This is a genomic window from Shewanella marisflavi, from assembly GCF_023283925.1.
Classification (GTDB): domain Bacteria; phylum Pseudomonadota; class Gammaproteobacteria; order Enterobacterales; family Shewanellaceae; genus Shewanella; species Shewanella marisflavi.
The window spans coordinates 58,994-76,227 of the sequence record NZ_JAKIKX010000012.1 but is presented as its reverse complement, the minus strand read 5'-3'; the positions used below and the strand labels follow the sequence as shown (position 1 = coordinate 76,227).

At 48.8% G+C, this 17,234-nt stretch carries 13 protein-coding genes; 1 reads left to right on the top strand and 12 read right to left on the bottom strand.

Translation table 11 applies throughout. The annotated features are described in order from the left end of the window. Nucleotides 1–91 precede the first annotated feature (91 nt). The 10 genes from L2712_RS17725 to L2712_RS17680 form a co-directional block, all read right to left on the bottom strand. Entirely contained in the window at nucleotides 92–712 is a 621-nt protein-coding gene (locus tag L2712_RS17725) for a class I SAM-dependent methyltransferase (protein ID WP_248978570.1), read from the bottom strand. A gap of 151 nt (nucleotides 713–863) precedes the next feature. Next, entirely contained in the window at nucleotides 864–2,582 is a 1,719-nt protein-coding gene (locus L2712_RS17720; protein WP_033540191.1) for a sodium:solute symporter family protein, read from the bottom strand. Nucleotides 2,583–2,593: 11 nt separating this feature from the next. Further along, the gene (locus L2712_RS17715) at nucleotides 2,594–2,860 is read right to left on the bottom strand and encodes a DUF4212 domain-containing protein (RefSeq protein WP_011866169.1); all 267 of its coding nucleotides are present in this window, start codon (nucleotides 2,858–2,860) and stop codon (nucleotides 2,594–2,596) included. A 286-nt stretch (nucleotides 2,861–3,146) separates the two neighbouring features. Next, nucleotides 3,147–3,776: a thiol:disulfide interchange protein DsbA/DsbL gene (locus L2712_RS17710; RefSeq protein ID WP_248978569.1), complete on the bottom strand. Its 630-nt coding sequence runs from the start codon at nucleotides 3,774–3,776 to the stop codon at nucleotides 3,147–3,149. 112 nt (nucleotides 3,777–3,888) lie between these two features. Continuing rightward, on the bottom strand, nucleotides 3,889–4,713 hold the full coding sequence (locus tag L2712_RS17705) for an SDR family oxidoreductase (RefSeq protein ID WP_248978568.1): 825 nt from the start codon (nucleotides 4,711–4,713) through the stop codon (nucleotides 3,889–3,891). A gap of 48 nt (nucleotides 4,714–4,761) precedes the next feature. Further along, nucleotides 4,762–5,970 (bottom strand): HD-GYP domain-containing protein, encoded by a 1,209-nt coding sequence (locus L2712_RS17700; protein WP_248978567.1) that lies wholly within the window; start codon nucleotides 5,968–5,970, stop codon nucleotides 4,762–4,764. A gap of 502 nt (nucleotides 5,971–6,472) precedes the next feature. Beyond that, nucleotides 6,473–6,943 carry a DUF2919 domain-containing protein gene (locus L2712_RS17695; protein WP_033540195.1) on the bottom strand — a complete coding sequence of 157 codons (471 nt, stop codon included), beginning with the start codon at nucleotides 6,941–6,943 and terminating at the stop codon, nucleotides 6,473–6,475. A gap of 113 nt (nucleotides 6,944–7,056) precedes the next feature. Beyond that, a complete protein-coding gene (ligA, locus tag L2712_RS17690) occupies nucleotides 7,057–9,066 on the bottom strand; it encodes an NAD-dependent DNA ligase LigA (RefSeq protein ID WP_248978566.1) in 2,010 nt (669 codons plus the stop codon). A gap of 66 nt (nucleotides 9,067–9,132) precedes the next feature. After that, a complete protein-coding gene (zipA, locus tag L2712_RS17685) occupies nucleotides 9,133–10,134 on the bottom strand; it encodes a cell division protein ZipA (RefSeq protein ID WP_033540197.1) in 1,002 nt (333 codons plus the stop codon). A 23-nt stretch (nucleotides 10,135–10,157) separates the two neighbouring features. Beyond that, nucleotides 10,158–13,565 carry a chromosome segregation protein SMC gene (locus L2712_RS17680; RefSeq protein ID WP_248978565.1) on the bottom strand — a complete coding sequence of 1,136 codons (3,408 nt, stop codon included), beginning with the start codon at nucleotides 13,563–13,565 and terminating at the stop codon, nucleotides 10,158–10,160. A 187-nt stretch (nucleotides 13,566–13,752) separates the two neighbouring features. On the opposite strand from L2712_RS17680, the gene cysZ reads away from it, so the two are divergent. Next, nucleotides 13,753–14,526: a sulfate transporter CysZ gene (gene cysZ, locus L2712_RS17675; RefSeq protein WP_248978564.1), complete on the top strand. Its 774-nt coding sequence runs from the start codon at nucleotides 13,753–13,755 to the stop codon at nucleotides 14,524–14,526. Nucleotides 14,527–14,666: 140 nt separating this feature from the next. On the opposite strand, the gene L2712_RS17670 is transcribed toward cysZ, so the two are convergent. Continuing rightward, the gene (locus L2712_RS17670; RefSeq protein ID WP_033540200.1) at nucleotides 14,667–15,908 is read right to left on the bottom strand and encodes a response regulator; all 1,242 of its coding nucleotides are present in this window, start codon (nucleotides 15,906–15,908) and stop codon (nucleotides 14,667–14,669) included. A 154-nt stretch (nucleotides 15,909–16,062) separates the two neighbouring features. Continuing rightward, a complete protein-coding gene (locus L2712_RS17665; RefSeq protein WP_283104914.1) occupies nucleotides 16,063–17,151 on the bottom strand; it encodes an RDD family protein in 1,089 nt (362 codons plus the stop codon). Between the last annotated feature and the right edge of the window lie 83 nt (nucleotides 17,152–17,234).

The following is a 17,234-nucleotide window of genomic DNA, read 5'->3' as shown; positions in this document are numbered from 1 at the left end:
CGCCCGCCAACCTCTTTAGGCTATCGCCGTTTTATTCACTATAGCCTTAACAAACAGGCTCTTGCTATTCGACTAAAGGCCAGCGAATGGCTTAACGGCGCCGAGCCATGATAAAAAGATCCACATCACCTCGCTCGGGGTAGTCCTGACGATGGCAGCTGACTAATTCGAATCCAGCAAAGTTTAGCTGCTCAATGAGCCACTCGCCGCCGTGATAGTAGATGAACGCCTGATCGCCACTGCTGGAAGTTTGCAGATTAGAAGCGCTATAGTCTCCCTCCATGGTACTCAAATAGAGAAGGCCACCTTGCTTGAGTCTGCTAGCCATCGATTCAATTAAGGCTTTTGCCTCCTGCTGATTAAGGTAAGGCAAGCAAAATCCGCACACTATGGCGTCAAACATCTGGGTTAACTTATCGATCGCCAGACAATCCATCACCTCAAACTGAGCCGTAGGATTATTCTCCCTTGCCAGGCTGACCATCTGCGGCGCCAGGTCGGTTCCCAAATAGTCAAGCTTTGGACGACGCGCTAACAGATAGCGAGCAATGTTCCCTGGACCACAGGCAATCTCAAGCACTTTATCTCGCGCCCCCAGCATCTCACTCAACCGCTCATAGGTGGGTTCGTAAAGCGGCATCTGCATATACTTATCCTGATACTCGTGAGCCAGCTTATTAAAGGTCACTACGGATAATTGATAATGGCTCACGTCTCCCCCTTTAAATATTGACTACAAATCTTTGCGGCTAATCTTTTTTGCCGAATCTCTGAGACTGCCAGATAAGCAGCTATTAAATCAATAAGATATGAAATAAAAAAAGGGAGCGCATTGCGCTCCCCCAAATCATTCAGATGGGCAACTAGTGGTCGTGAGCCTCACCGGATCCCTTAGGGAAACGAATCGATTCAACCATATCCACCACATTCTGCGGTACTGCAGCAGTGACTTTACTCACGATAAAGGCCACAGCAAAGTTCACTATCATACCCAGCATACCTATGCCTTCAGGAGAGATACCAAACAACCAGTTTGCTGCGTTGTTATCGCCAGGGTTCACAAACTTGAAGTAGATAATGTAGCTCGCCGAGAACAGCAGACCAATCACCATACCAGCAATGGCACCCTCTTTATTCATGGTACGAGAGAAGATACCCATGATGATAGCCGGGAAGAGCGATGATGCAGCTAAACCGAAGGCTATCGCCACTACCGCGGCCACAAAGCCAGGAGGATTGATACCAAAGTAACCCGCCATCACGATACCCAGAGCCGCAGCTACACGGGCATAGAGCAATTCCTGTTTATCGGAAATATCCGGCATGAAGTTCTTCTTCAACAAGTCGTGTGAAACCGAGGTTGAGATCACCAGTAGCAGACCCGCAGAGGTTGATAGTGCCGCCGCCAAACCACCAGCTGCGACCAAAGCGATAACCCAGGCAGGAAGGTTAGCGATTTCTGGGGTAGCCAGTACCATGATGTCACGGTCAATCTTCATCTCATTGGTCTCGCCATTGGCATAGTAGATCTTGCCATCGGCATTCTTATCATCCCACTTAATCAGACCTGTCTTTTCCCAGTTTTTGATCCAGTCTGGTGCGGTTTCATAAGCAACACCCGTTGATTCAGGACCATTGATAGTCTCAATCATGTTAACGCGAGAGAAAGCAGACAGCGCAGGAATCGTAGTATACATAATAGCGATGAACACCAATGCCCAACCGGCTGATACGCGTGCATCTTTCACCTTAGGTACAGTGAAGAAACGTACAATGACGTGTGGCAGACCCGCTGTACCAAACATCAACGCACCGGTAATAAAGAAGACATCTATCATTCCCTTAGACCCCTCAGTGTACTGAGAGAAACCGAGCTGAGCCGATAAGCCATCGAGCTTTTCAAGCAAGTAGACACCCGTGCCGTTGCCCGCGGCATCCACCAATTCGGCGCCAAAACCTAACTGAGGCAGAATGTGACCTGTCATCATCACAGAGATGAAGATAGCCGGTACCATGAAAGCGAAGATCAGTACGCAGTATTGGGCCACCTGGGTGTAGGTAATACCTTTCATACCACCTAACACAGCGTAGAAGAAAACCACGGCCATACCTATGTATACACCGGTATCCACTTCCACTTCCAAGAAGCGAGAGAAGACCACGCCGACGCCGCGCATCTGACCAGCAATATAGGTGAAACAGATAAAGATGGCACAGATAACCGCTACGGTACGCGCCGCCTGAGAATAGTAACGATCACCAATAAAATCAGGCACAGTGAACTTACCAAATTTACGTAGGTAAGGTGCCATACAGAGGGCCAACAGCACATAGCCACCTGTCCAGCCCATCAGGTACACTGAACCGTCATAACCAACAAACGACACAATACCCGCCAACGAAATAAAGGACGCCGCCGACATCCAGTCCGCAGCCGTCGCCATACCATTCATAACAGGAGGTACACCACCGCCGGCAACATAAAATTCTTTAGTTGAACCGGCACGAGACCAGATCGCAATACCGATGTAGAGGGCAAAAGTGAAGCCCACTATCAAATAGGTTAAAGTTTGAACATCCATCTCATTGCTCCTTAGTCTTCATGAACATTATATTTTTTGTCCAACGCATTGGCTTTCGCCACGTAGACAAAAATCAGTGCAACGAATACATACATCGCCCCTTGCTGAGCAAACCAGAAGCCCAGTTTGAAGCCCATGAAATGGATCTCATTGAGTACATCAACCAATAAAATACCGCAGCCAAATGACACTGCAGCCCAAATTGCTAGCAGTCCAAGTACTAGACGTAAATTTTCACGCCAGTAACCTTCTGCCTTTTCGTTATTTTCAAAAGCCATTGCGACTCCCCTGTGCTGATTATTATTAAGTCATCAATTAATCTAGCAAGCACAGGGCTTAGGACAATCGCGACTTTGGTCTAACGCCAGCGTAAACTTTAAGTCTCAGCGAGGTTTTTTCCTTTAAAAACAAAAACATTAAAGTTGACGCGCGCGTAAACCCATGTTTTTCATAGGCTTACAAACTAGACTAAGGTCGAAGAAAAATGTTAACGAATTGTACAAAAAAGCCGCTCAGAGGCGGCTTCAGGAGACAACATTCAACATGGCAATCAGGACTAATACCCTATTGAAGGGTCGCCAGATACGCCAGTAGCTCGGCCAACTCTTCTGGTGAGCGCTGCTTATTGGTCACCAGATATTTGCCGTTTACCAATAATGAGGGGACACCACGAATGCCCGACAGTTGCGCCTGGGTATCATAGTCAGCTATGGCAAGCTTGTTATCGACAGAGGCCAGCGCATTATCGATATCAGCCTTAGGTAACCCTTGAGCCACAAAGAACTGAATCAACTCCTCCTGACGCCTGAAGGCACCGTCTCCCTCATGGATCCGCTTAAACAGATTGCCGTGAGCCTGCTCGGTGACATGAAACTTCTTCGCCAGATAATAGGCTTTTTGACTCAATTGCCAACTCGCACGCCCACCAGCCACCGGTGTGCGCTCAAAGACAACTTGGTTATCCAGCTGCGCATTCAATTTAGCCACCGCTGAGGTGATCAGGCCATCCTGACGATAACAATGAGGGCAATTATAGGAGAAGAACTCACGCACTATAGGTTGATTGACCTCAGAGATCCCGGCAACCTTCACATAATCGACCCCTTCCACATATTGAGCGGCACTAACCTGCAAGGTTGCAAACGTCAGCAACATGAGACTCAAATGACGAAATAGCTTAACGACTTTTTTCATAACCAACTCTTCTTATTATCAAAAAACGTCTCTTCCTTGGCGTACCAAGGCCATTAATTTAAAACCTAAGTCCAATCACACAATGACACTCAGCGAAATCTAAACGCCTGCCTTAATCACAATGGGCTAGCATCTTTAGCGGATCATCATGACGATACAGGTAGTTTAGTTCCCTAGTAATAAGACCACCATCGACAATCTTGTCATCGCTTTGCATTGCATCGATAAAACTCGGACTCTCTAATCCCAATTGAGTGGCCGCCAGCGTATAAAACTCGGCCTTGGTGGGATGTTTGCTCGCAGACAAGTTATATGCAGGCGACAGCGACCCACTATGCTCAAGCAGCGCCAACACGGCGCCGACGCAATCATCCAAATGAACAAGATTAACGGCAAGGTTGCCACCAGATACATTTTGGCGCCCCGCTAAAAAGCGCCCTGGATGTCGTTTAGGACCGATAAGCCCGGCAAAGCGCAGGACAGTGCTGTTGTCACCGCTGAACATTCCTTCAGCCGCCAACAAGGTTTCACTGACAGCGTTAAAGGCCGCTGCATCATGCTCTGTACAGACGGAACCTGGCGCATATACCCCTGTGGTACTGATAAAGATAATACGTTGATAAGTGTGTTTGCCCATCAGGGCCTTGAGGCGTGCAAGCCGGGTAAGATAGGCGTCATCTCCCCGGCGTAGCCCTGGAGGGACATTAATCACTATGGCATCGGTCGCTAAACCTGAAGCAATGGCTTCTTGGCTTACCAAGGAACGCTCATCACAGTCGAGATCCAGGGCAAACCCGGCGATCCCTTCATTGTTAAGGGCCTCGGCATCTTGTTCACTGCGTTTTGAACCCGAAACCTTGTACCCATGTTTAACTAGCGCCTTGGCTAAAGGCAATCCAAACCAGCCACAACCGACTACGGCAACAGATGCTATCATCTTGAATTCTTTACATTGAAACCAGGAGTATAAAATAACGCAATCTGACTATGGGGTGCCAGCAAAATAAAAACTAATGCCACTGTCTGCTTGCAGCACCCTAAGCGCTCCTTCGCTGAGCTCTTCGCGCTTAAGAACGTTCTCGACAAACACCTCCTCCTGGCTTAAAAAGCGCAGGCCAGGTTCGCTGCCGTCTGGATGACAGGCCCAAACTTGAGGCTGTTTGACTGATTGGGTGGTCACCATCACCTTACCCACATCGCCATCACTTAAGCGCACTAAGGTACCCGGAGGATAGATCCCCAACAGTTTAACCAGAACGGCAATCAAGGTTTCTGAATGTTTACCGGCGTGGTTTTTGAACAGATAACCCAAGGCGACCTGCGGCGAGCGACTATCATCGGCCCACAGCTGACCATCATAGTCGTTTGCCAAGCTTACTAACTGAGTCGTGATAGGGATCTTCTTCTCGGTCAAGCCTTCAGGAAAACCTGAACCGTCGATAAACTCATGATGATGCAAAACAATATTCAAGACGGTTTTATTAAAAAGACCCGTCTTGTTGAGCATCTCATAGCCAAAGTTGGGGTGCATCTTAAGGAAATTGGCTTCAGACGTCGTTAATGGCGTCCTTTTACGCCGAATAGACTCAGGCACCTTTAGCTTGCCGATATCATGGAACAGACAACCCAGCGCAATATCACGCATATCAGACTTAGGCAGGTCCATGGCCCTGGCAATCATCAACGCCAGCACCGCCACTGAGATGCCATGTTGAGTCACGCTGTTATCGCTTTCGCCAGCACTGACCAGCGCCAGATTAACTTCTTTAAATTCCAGCATATGATCGAGCAAGTCTTCGACTAAGGCGGCGGCCTCTCGATAGGCACCTTCGGGATCGCTAGCGATCTTGCCAAAGGTGGAGCGACACTCATTCACACAATCAATAAAGCGCTTCTGGCTTAAACGCATCGATTTACGCACATTGCGTTTGGCTTCAAGAATAGGATCTATCACCTCTTCTGCGACTGGTCGCTGCTCATCGGCGTCCGCTTCACTCTCTTCCAGCAGCTCCTCACCCGACAACAAGATCACATAGGGCACCCCCAGACTTTTAATCAACTCAATCTGGGCCTCTTCCTCGATCTTGATGCGATTAAACAGGAAAGGATGGTTTTTCCAAGACAAGGGTAATTTAACAGTGATACCTGTTTGTAATTTTGAAAGGGGTAATTGTATGGGCTCAGCTCTAGCCACTCGCAGCAACTCCGTTGTATTTGACCCACATCACCCAGGGCACCTTCATCCGACATCAGGTACGGAAAGATCCCCTAAGAACATGAAAAGCAGCCTAACTTTAATAACATAACTATAGTCAATAGCAACTCAATTTGTACAATCTGTCATTAAATTGACCACTTACGCACAAATTGACACTTGGGCCAGTCACTGCATAACGAGCCCTTGGTTATAAGATATACACAAAAAATAAGATAAAAAGACTAGCTATTATTGTATACAATATTCAAGTGGTGTTAGTATGATCTCGTTCTTTAGAGATACATAGCAACCCCGGATTATGTCTCTTTAAAGAGTGTTGCTGTCAATTGTCCTTAATATAAATCTTGTGGATTTGTTGTTTTTCATCTTGATTTATAAGGTATTTTGTAACATTCCTGTATCTTGGAGACTGGATTTTCTTTCGATAAGATATGTTTGGCGCTGCAATTTGCAGCGCCTTTTTTTCAACGGTTTACCGTTAATCCACCTGGTTTCGCCAGTCTTGCAGGTAGTATTTAAGGTGTTTCGACTTAGCAATATAGAGTAGGCTCCAGAAGAGAAACAACGCGTCTAGGCCAAAACTCCAGCTATAGAGAAAGTGATTATGAATAAGACGCTGCATGAGTAATCCACCGTCTACAAACAAAAGTAACAACAATAGAGGCTTTAGCTGGTTAAAGGCAGGCCTTAACCAGCTAGGCGAGCGCTTACGTTCGGCGATGACCAATCCATAGAGCAGTAGCGCACCAGCCCCCGCTGTCAGGGCCATCAAAAAATCAGACTTTTGCGGATAGATAAGTGCCACGAGTCCAGCGCGATCACTGGCTTGAGTGAGGGAGGCGATAAACACACACCAGCCCCGCGCAATAAAGGCCAGCATCAGATACAACATCAGTGGTGGCTTAAAGTGTCCGTTGTCGTCTAACCAGTTTATATGCCCAAAATTCAACTCTATCTCCCTCGTCTGTTTATCTCTATATGGCGATGAAGCCGCCAATTTCAACAGCAAAGGAATAATTAGTGAAAAAAACGCCATCAAAAGATGGCGTTTTCAGTGAGGGCTTACTCGCCCAAGATAGTTAACAGCTCGGCTTCATCGATCACCTTAACGCCCAGCTCCTGCGCCTTAGTTAACTTAGATCCCGCCGCCTCACCAGCCACCAAACAATCGGTATTCTTAGACACACTGCCAGCCACCTTGGCACCTAGTGCCTGCAACTTAGCTTTGGCATCGTTGCGATTGAGTTGGGTTAGCGTTCCGGTTAATACCCAGGTCTGGCCCTTAAGTGACAGCGACTCTTCGGCGACCTCCTCAATGGCAGGCCAATGCACGCCGGCCTCGATTAATCTGTCAATCACCTCTAGATTATGGGGTTGCTCGAAAAAGTGCACCAGATGCTGAGCAACAATTACACCGACATCGTCCACCTTCATGAAAGTTTCCGCATCGGCCTCCTTCAGTTTTTCCAAGGTTTTAAAATAGTTGGCTAAGTTTGCCGCGGTCGCCTCACCCACCTCTCGTATCCCCAAGGAATAGAGAAAACGCGCAAAAGTGGTACTTTTGGCCGCTTCCAGCGCATTGACTAAATTGGTAGCCGATTTCATGCCCATACGATCTAGCATGGTGATCGCCGAAGCCGTGAGTTTAAACAGATCAGCCGGGCTAGCCACCAGCTCCTTATCGATCAACTGCTCAACCACCTTATCGCCCATGCCATCGATATCTAACGCCTTACGCGAGGCAAAATGTTTGATTGCTTCTTTACGCTGTGCCTCACAGTAGAGACCACCGCTGCAACGAGCCACGGCCTCCCCTTCGATGCGCTCCACATCACTGCCGCACACAGGGCACTGAGACGGAAACTGAATATCCTGGGCGTCACTCGGGCGCTTTTCAGCGATCACAGCCACAATTTGCGGGATCACGTCACCGGCGCGGCGAATGATCACACTATCCCCTATCATCACCCCAAGGCGGGCGATTTCATCGGCATTATGCAAGGTAGCGTTCGACACAGTGACACCGCCGACAAACACAGGTTTTAAGCGGGCCACCGGGGTCACGGCGCCAGTGCGTCCCACCTGGAAGTCGACTCCTTCAAGCAGAGTGATCTCCTCCTGTGCCGGGAACTTAAAGGCGGTGGCCCAACGCGGTGCTTTAGCCACAAAACCTAAACTTTGTTGCTGCGCGATATCATTCACCTTAAGCACCACACCATCTATCTCGTAAGCGAGTTCGCTGCGGCGCGTCAGGATATCCTGATAGTAAGCCAGCATACTTGGGATATCTTCGCAGACCTTCACTTCGGCGCTGACCGGGAAACCCCACAGTTTGAGCTGCATCAGCTGTCCATAATGGCTAGTCTCCAAAGACCAAGTCTCAGGCTCTACGACTCCAAGGGCATAGGCATAGAAAGCTAAGGCTCGACTGGCAGTGATCTTACTGTCGAGCTGACGCAGGCTGCCAGCCGCGGCATTGCGCGGATTCACAAACAACTTCTCTCCGCGCTCGCGCGCCTTGTTGTTAACCGCCTCAAAGGCGGCCTTGGGCATAAAGACTTCACCGCGCACCTCAAGCAGTGGCGGAAAATCTGTCCCTCTTAATCTCAACGGCACAGATTTAATGGTGCGAACATTCTCGGTAATATCCTCGCCCACATTGCCATCACCTCGGGTTGCGGCGCGTTCAAACACCCCATCACGGTACAAGATACTGACCGCCAGGCCGTCGAGTTTAGGCTCACAACAAAATGCAGGCGACTGTGGCAGCTTATCGTTAATCCGCTTATAGAAGGCGCTAAACTCCTCCTCACTAAAGACGTTATCCAGACTCAGCATAGGTTTAAGGTGAGTCACCTGATTAAATTTACTTAAGGCCTCACCGCCAACCCTTTGGGTTGGGGAGTCGGCAAGGGCGAACTCAGGATGCTCCGCCTCTAGAGTTTGCAGGCGACGCATGAGACGATCGTACTCAACGTCAGGGATAGACGGCGCATCATCGACATAGTAGCGGTAGTTGTGCTGATTAAGCTCGTCGGTTAACTGTTTAATCTCGTCTTGTATAGCTTGCATGGTTTCTTATCCGGTTTAAGCAAAGAGGCCGCTGATGCGGCCTCTATATTCAATTTCAGTTCGGGATCACATCTGCGCGCGAATGCGTTGCAGGTAAGACTGTTTGGTCTGCTCTGTCCACTCGCTACGGCCACCGTCGAGTACCTCGCCACCTAAATCGTCAGCGAGCTGATGGGCCGAGTTAAGCATGATAGAGAAGTTCATCAAAGGGTCGCCATAACATGGCAGCGTCATAAACAACACGATACCCTGAGTGGTAAACTGCTCCATCTCATCTGGGTTAAACACCCCAGGCTTAACCATGTTAGCCAATGAAAACAGCACCTTGCCTGTTCCCGCATTATCTTCATGACGATGAAAGATATCCATTTCGCCAAACTTAAAGTTAAGAGTCAGCAGGCTAGGCAATAGCTCTGCGCCATTAAGCGCTTCGCCCTCTTTGGCGACCACATGTAGCACTAGCACATCTTGGGGTTCACCCAATGGGGCATCTGCTTGTGGCTCGACTTCTGCTTGAGGCGCTGGCGCGACACTTGGTTCAGCGGGTTCGACAGGAGCAGGCTGCGGCGCTTGGCGCTGCGGTTCCCGCTTATGCTCGGTAACGGGATCTTCAAACAGTGAGGGTTGCGCGGGCCCTTGGCCTAAACCCAGCTCCATCTGCTCAAGTTTGGCATCAACTTCTTCATCAGCAGCAAGTCCGCTTGATAACACAGGCTCCTGGCGTTGACGTGGCGCCTTCTGCTTAGGCGCATCAGAAAGAGAGAAATCGCTGGTTCTATTGTCTTCCTCTTCCTGTTTTGTCCGTGCCCCTGCGGGTGTTGCCCGGCTGGTCGCGCTTGCCTTAGGGATCGCGCGCTCTTCACTGTTTGCCTTAACGACTCTAACAGGGCCTATTCCATCGGCGTCAAAACCTTCACTGTCACGTGTTTTTTCTGTGTAAAGCCCTGTCATGGGCGATTCTTTTAATGATTTAGGCTGTTGCCGTCTAATGGACCAAAAACCATGCACAAGTACCGCGATAATGGCTACCGCGCCTAACACGAATAATACCAGTTGCAAATTTTCCATTGATTACCCTGTTTTTCCCAAAATTATACTGCGTCGGCTAATGCGACCGCTTCATCGATATCAACGGCAACTATGCGTGAAACGCCAGGCTCATGCATAGTGACACCTATTAGTTGATCGGCCAATTCCATGGTGATCTTATTGTGACTAATATAAACAAATTGCACGCTTTGAGACATCTCTTTTACCAGTCGACAGAATCTGTCGACGTTGGCGTCATCAAGCGGTGCATCTACCTCATCCAACATACAAAATGGCGCTGGATTTAGCCTAAAAATCGCAAATACCAATGATAAAGCGGTTAATGCTTTTTCTCCACCCGAAAGCAGGTGAATTGTACTATTCTTTTTACCCGGCGGTCTGGCCATGATGGTCACCCCGGTTTCCAACAGATCATCGTCGGTCAGGGCCAGGTAGGCACTGCCACCGCCAAAGACCTTAGGAAACAGCATACCGAGATCTTGGTTAACCTTATCGAAAGTCTCTTTAAAGCGAGTCTTGGTTTCCCGGTCAATCTTACGTATCGCCTCTTCCAGACTCCCCAGCGCCTTACTCAAGTCGGCATCCTGACTATCCAGATAAGCCTTACGTTGGCTCTGCTGTTCATACTCTTCGATGGCGGCCAGGTTAATGGCGCCAAGATGGTCAATCTGCGCCCGCGTGCGCTCGAGCGCCTTTTGACGCGTCGACAGACTCAGGCTCAGATCAAGCCCGGCTTCAACCTCGCTAACATCGACCTCTTGCTCCTTGAGCAGGGCTAACTGACTGTCAAGCTGACCTTTTATTCCCTCGCGACGTAACTTTAACGCGCTGATGGCTTGAGTCAAGTGCTCTAGCTTTCCAAGCTGTTGTTTTTGCTTGGCTCCTAGCTCATCTGCTTGAGTTTGCAGCTCTGCCTGACGACGCCGCAGCTCATCAAGCCCCAGCTGATTACGCTCTTGCTGTGCCAGGGCTTGGGCCAATTGCGCCGCCTTATCATCGGCAACACCTTGGCCCTCACCACTCTTTTTGCCCGCAAGCTGAGCCTGTAACTGCGCAAGACTCGCCGTTAACTCGACTATCTGCTGTTGCTGCTGCTCGCCCTGCTGGCGATTAAGGGCTATTTCGGTATTGATGGCTTGCAACTGCTTTTGATGCTGGGCCAATTGCTGAGCCAGACTCTGACGTTCCTGCCCCAGGGTTTTATGTTGAGTGCGGCCATCAAGCAGACACTTCAACGCCTGTTCGGCATTTTGCTTAAGCAGCTGTAAACTGCGCTCATCCTCTTCAATGGTCTGCGCAAGTCGCTCAATAGCCTGCACTAAAACCTGCTCGCGCCCTTCTTGTTCGCTTAACTGCTCAGCAAGTTGCGCCTGGCGCTCTTCTTGCTGCGAGATACGCACCTGGGTCGCTTGCACCTGCGCCGCAAGGCGCTCTTTCTCTATCTGCACCCCTTGCAATGCCGTATTCAGCTGGGTGTGACGCTCTCGCGTATCAGCCAAAGCCTGGCCTACCTGCTCAAGCACAGCCTTTCGCTCTTCAATCGCCTCGATACTGGCGGTAATGCTGTCACTCAATGCCTGCTGCTCGGCTTTAAGCTGTACTAAGTTGCTACTCTGCGCAGCTTTTTGCAGCACGAAGCCGCGACCAAGCAGATAGCCCTCGGCGGTGACAATACGCTCATCATCGGCAAGCGCCGCCACCATGTCGCGAGCTTGGGCAAGGCTGTCAGCCCACTTAAGTCTGCTTAGCCAAGGTGACAGGTTGATCTGGCTGGACAAGCCGGTCCATGATTGCGGCTTGGCACGTTGAAAGCCATTCTCTGTTGGCGCGACATCAATACTCTGAGTCAATAAACCATCGAGCACCAAATCAACCGCCTTCTCCCAACCTGGCGTCACCTCAATGGCCTGCCACAAGGCTCGACCAGTCACGGCATCCTTCTTGGGCAACATGCGCTGAACCACATTCTGGCGCCCTCGCTCTTCTGCCAACGACTGGGACAGCGCATCAATTTGTGTCTGAATTTGCCGCTGCTGCTCCATCTGTTCCGCTTGAGTAGTGAGGATCTGCTCTAGCTCAGCGCTGTGTTCATCCGCTTTATCCGATAACAGCTGACATTGCGAGGTTTGCAGCGCCAGGTTGGCGGCTTCATCATTTTGGATTAACTGGCTCAGCTGCGCCGAGCAGCTCTGTCGCTGACTGGCCAGCAGATCGAGCGCGCTCTGTTGATGCTTAAGTTCCCCTTTGCTCAGTTCAAGACGTAGTTGACTCTGGTTAACCCTTTGCTTACTTTGGCTGTCATCGTCGATCAGTTGCTCAAGGGAGTGCTCGGCCTCAAGGAGCTGCTCGTCGAGCAACTCAAGTTGCTGCTGTATTTGGCTATGAACCTGCTGCGCGCTTAGCTGACGCTCGGCGAGACTCTCTTTGGCATATACGAGCGCTTGAGACTGCGCCTGTAGTAATGAGAGCTTATTGGTTTCCTGCTCGATACGCTGCTTAAGATGGGCATCTTGTTGCTGGCGATGCTTGATCTCCTGCTCGAGCTTAGTGATCTGATTAGCATTGAGATAAAACGTCTCGACCTGATGCTGTTCCTGGCGCTCGAGGTCATCGAGTTGTAACTGGAGTTCTGTCAGGCTACGCGCCAACGATTGACCACTGGCATCGACTTCACTCTGGGTCAGGAGTTTTGCATCAATCTCTTTGGATAATTTTTCCGCCTGAGTGCTCAGCTCAAGATACTTGCAGACCTCAAGCTCAGCCTGCTGCTGACGCTCTGTCTGTTTTAACGCTCGGTACTGTCTGGCGGACTCTGCCTGCTCCGCCAACTTATCAATTTGACGGCCCAGCTCCTGACGTATATCCCCCAGACGCTCTAAATTTTCACGGGTGTGGCGAATGCGGTTTTCGGTTTCTCTGCGCCGCTCTTTATAACGGGATATACCGGCGGCCTCTTCGATAAAGACCCTAAGCTCTTGGGGTTTGGATTCGATTAGACGGGAGATAGTGCCCTGCTCAATAATAGCGTAACTTCTCGGTCCAAGGCCGGTGCCCATAAAGAGATCGGTGATATCCTTTCGTCGACACTTCTGCCCATTAAGAAAATAGCTGGAATCCCCGTCACGGCTAACTTGACGTTTTACGGCGATCGCCTGATAGCTGGCATATTGGCCACCCAGTCGCCCCAGGTGATTGTCAAAGTAAAGCTCAACACTAGCCACTGAAATCGGACGTCTTGCAGAAGATCCATTGAAAATGACATCGGCCATGGAGTCGCCGCGAAGATGCTTGGCAGAACTCTCTCCGAGCACCCAGCGCACCGCATCGATAACATTTGACTTTCCGCAGCCATTAGGGCCAATGATAGCTGTAAGCGGTTGGTTAAAGGGGATTTTAGTAACATCAACAAACGACTTAAATCCAGCAAGTTTTATCTGTGTGAGTCTCATTGTGCCAGTTAGGTCGTCTTTTGCGTGCGCTTACGGCGCCACTGTTATTATTGGTTGTCACTTTATCAAAGCATGCCGCATTTTGTAACGTTTTTTATCCCTGCCGACGTGATTTCGGCCTTGTTTTTAAAATGGGGCTGACACACAATCCCTGTTAAGCAAGATCTAAGGATATTCAGATAAGACTATGAATCAAAAAGCAAGCAAGCCCGGTAAAAGCGGCGTTAACTATTTTCTGGACGGCTTTCGGCTGATCAAACAGCCAGGGCTAAGACGCTTTGTCTTCATTCCCCTCAGCGTTAACCTGGTATTGTTCTCTACGGTGATCTACTTTGCCATCGGTCAGCTGGAGCAGGTATTTCAGTGGATCAATGGTCAACTGCCAGAATACCTTAGCTGGCTCAACTTTCTGCTTTGGCCCTTGGCCGTGCTGACCCTGTTGGTGGTGCTCTCCTTTGTCTTTAGCTCTGTGATGAACTGGATTGCTGCGCCTTTCAATGGTTTGTTAGCGGAAAAAGTAGAGCAATATCTGACGGGCAAAGATCTCAATACCGGCGGCACTATCGATCTGATTAAAGATCTGCCCCGCATACTGGGACGAGAATGGATCAAGCTTAAATACTACCTTCCCAGAGCCATACTATTTCTTATCCTGTTCTGGGTGCCCCTTATCGGTCAAACGGCCGCACCCGTACTCTGGTTTCTATTCAGCGCCTGGATGATGGCCATTCAGTACTGTGATTATCCCTTCGATAACCACAAGGTGCCTTTTAATGATATGAAGTTTGCCCTCAATCAAACCAAGGGCAGCAGCTTTAGCTTCGGCGCCGCCGTCACCCTGTTTTCGATGATCCCCATTATTAACTTTATCGTGATGCCGGTAGCGATTTGCGGCGCGACCTCCATGTGGGTAGATAAGTATCGCGATGCCTATCGCAACGTTCAAATCGCCCCCGATTAAAGAAGAGTTATCTAAGGAAGGTGCGAACAAGTCGTAGCACAGCAAGCACGGGACTTATTCGCACCTTCCCTAAATAGCAAAAAGCCAGCTCATTTTTTGCCGCTGGCTTTTTTTCACAGAAATCGACCTTGCTATATCTGCTAAGTCTCTATACACACCAAGTTCCGCCCCGATTCTTTAGCGTGATAAAGTGCCTTATCTGCATTGTGTAATAAGTCATCTAACCCCAAACTAGTCAACTCAGCCAGCCCTATACTAGCGGTAATAGTCAATTCTCCTGCCGAGGTTGATATTGGACTTGACGCCAAATGAGCTCTAAATTTGTCTAGTAACGCAAACGCTTTACTACTATCTAGCCCCTTAAACGCCACCACGAACTCTTCTCCGCCAAAACGCGCTACTACAAAACGTTCACCGAAAAAATGCTTTAACATGTCTGCAAATCCGACTAACACCTCATCGCCAACGTCATGACCATAACTATCATTAACCCGTTTAAAGTGATCGATATCCATCAACCCCAGAGAAAATGCCGTCTGTTTCAACACCAGTTGCTCGATCTTTTCTTCAAACAAGTTAAAAAAATAGCGACGGTTATATACGGAGGTTAAATAATCGAGGTTAGCCTGCTCCCATAACTTTCGCACCATATCTAGTCCATCTAAGGTGTTAAGTACACGGCAATGAAACTCTTCATGAACAAATGGCTTCGTTAAAAAATCATTCGCACCATTTTTTATAAATCGAGCCGAAAGACTCTGATCATCATCACTTGATAAACCTATGATAGCCAGCTCTTCTCGACTATATTGCTCTCTGGCTTTTAGAATCAGTTCGAAACCATCTAATCCTGGCATATTGTAATCAGTGATTAACAACTGTATCCCTTCTTGACTGCGTAATAAGGCTAATGCTGATAAACCATCATCGGCCTCAATCACCTGATAAAGATGCTGCTCTAACAAACCACGAATAAATTTTCGACTTACCACTGAATCATCAGCCACCAAGACTTTAACTCGTTGATTACGATGCAATCTCTCAACTAAACGAACAGCATATTCGTAGCTAAAACGGTTTTCTTTAAGAATGTAATCAACAATGCCCAATTGCAACAAGCGCTTACGTTGCGTGGCATCCAAACTTCCTGTCAGCACTATACATGGGATATTTAATGCTAATACGTGCTTAACAATCTCACCTTCCTGAGCGTCAGGTAAGTGTAAATCTGTGATTGCGACAAAATAATCATGCTCTTTTATCAAACGTTTTGCGCTGTCGAAATCTTCGGCAAAATCAACTTCGCAATTAAGTGTAAGCTTGATGAGATGACGCAAAATACGATTAACAACCTTGCTGTCTTCTACAACTAATATCCGCATCTTTATTCCTTTTTCGCTATAAGGCTATGACGCAACTGACTTTACCTTCGTTGTGTAATTATACATCTCAACTAAACCATATTTTTTCGTTGTTTCACACTTTTATCGTACGATCATTTAAGCTGTCGTTCTTCCCATTCTGCTATTACTGAATTTATCTATGGTCTTGGTCTCGCGATTTCGACAAATCAATCACCACAGTCTCGGAGATCTTATCTTGAATCGCCTGACGGTTGGCATCCCAGAATATCTGCAAGAATCCCAGCAAGCCTGTAGCAAAACCAGCACCATAGCCACCATAACGCCCAAAGGCATCCCATAAGGAGATAGCCGAAGCGTCCAGCGGTATTACCCGGATATTCAACAACTTCTTGCCCAAGGTCTGACCGTCGAACCAAGCGGTAAAAACCGTAAAGTAAAAGGCGGCCCAGCCAAAGCCTAATCCAAGATCATTTAAAATGCCTTTTGCCCACTCAAGCAAACTATAAGGAGATGGCTTGTCATCATCCATTTGATCAGGGTCGACAACCAGAGAGTTAAGCTTCTCGCTAGCCTCCTGATCGTGAGGCTCGGCGGTAGAAGTTGCGTCCTGAGTGACGACTTGCGTGGCGTCGTCAAGAGTAACATCGGTGACAAGTGTGGCTTTGGCATCATCTTCGACATTCGGATACGCTCTTGCCAAGCGCTGCATCAGGGCATCTTTGTCTTGAGCAGGCAGAGAAAGCTCCTTGATCAGCTGAGTAGCTAACGCCACTTTTTCGCTATCATTTGCTTGTAACTGGTCTAACTCGGCTAAAAGTTGCGTTAACTGGTCGTCGGCACAGCTCACCTCTTCACACACACTCAGGGCTAGTAGCTGTGGCATTAGCTTCAGTGTGCTAAGCGAGTCCACCTGCAGAACGTTCTGCTGGCCCTTTTGCCGCTCATTTTCCCTTTCGCTGTGAGAGATAATATTGTCACTGGTCACCCAGATGGTCATCAGTAGCATGGACAAGTAAAGGACCCATTTGAATGCCTTCCCCAATTGGTGACTACGACGCTCAATCACCAAGGTCAAACCAACCAACAAGATAAACAGCGCACCAGCCTGCTCCGCCAAGACACTGACTAGGAGCGCATCGATTAGCATGGCAAGGCCACGCTTTAACGGTGAAGCCAACGGAGTATAAAGCACTTCAGGTGCGACATGAAAGGCAAAAGGGGTGACAATCGTTTTAGGATCTTTGTTTTTAGGGCCTTTCAATTTAGGCGTTTGGGAGTTCGCAGAGCGATCCTCGGGGCTCGGTACATTCGTCCCACCAATCCTGTCGTTAATGCTACTCACTC